General features: G+C 41.6%; 2 protein-coding genes. Both read left to right on the top strand.

The annotated features are described in order from the left end of the window. A partial coding sequence (locus ACFFUV_RS23625; protein WP_390198431.1) for a PfkB family carbohydrate kinase occupies positions 1-476 on the top strand: 476 nt, incomplete at its 5' end. Positions 477-497: 21 nt separating this feature from the next. Then, the coding region (locus ACFFUV_RS23630) for an RbsD/FucU domain-containing protein (protein WP_390198434.1) at positions 498-611 on the top strand (114 nt) is incomplete at its 3' end.

Genomic DNA, 611 nt, shown 5'->3' on the forward strand with positions numbered 1-611 from the left:
TTTCTATTGCAAAAGACGCAGGAAAAACAACGATCCTGAATCCTGCACCAGCTCGTGAAACGATTCCTACTGAACTACTTGAAAAGACAGATATCATTATACCAAATGAAACAGAAACAGAAATCATTACAGGAATCAGAGTGACAGATCATAACAGTTTGGTCGCAGCAGCCGAAAAACTCCATGAATTAGGTATTGGAACAGTAATCATTACACTAGGCAGTGCCGGCGCTTTCTATCATACAGAAAAAGAACACGGTATCGTCCCTGCTTTTAAAGTGGATGCCGTTGACACAACAGCCGCAGGTGATACATTTATTGGCGCATTAAGCAGCACACTTCAGCCAGACCTTAGTAACTTGAAAGAAGCGATCCTTTATGGAAATCTAGCCTCTTCTGTTGCTGTGCAGTCTTATGGTGCGCAACCTTCTATCCCTTACCGTGAAGCTTTAGAACAATCAGCAGTCATAAATTAACAACGAGAGGAAGAAACAAACATGAAAAAAGGAAAAGTCATCAATTCAGATATTTCACGAGTAATCGCACAAATGGGACACTTTGACAAATTAAGTATCGGGGACGCAGGCATGCCTGTTCCCTTTGGTACTGAA

It is taken from the genome of Vibrio olivae, from assembly GCF_042428525.1.
GTDB lineage: Bacteria > Pseudomonadota > Gammaproteobacteria > Enterobacterales > Vibrionaceae > Vibrio > Vibrio olivae.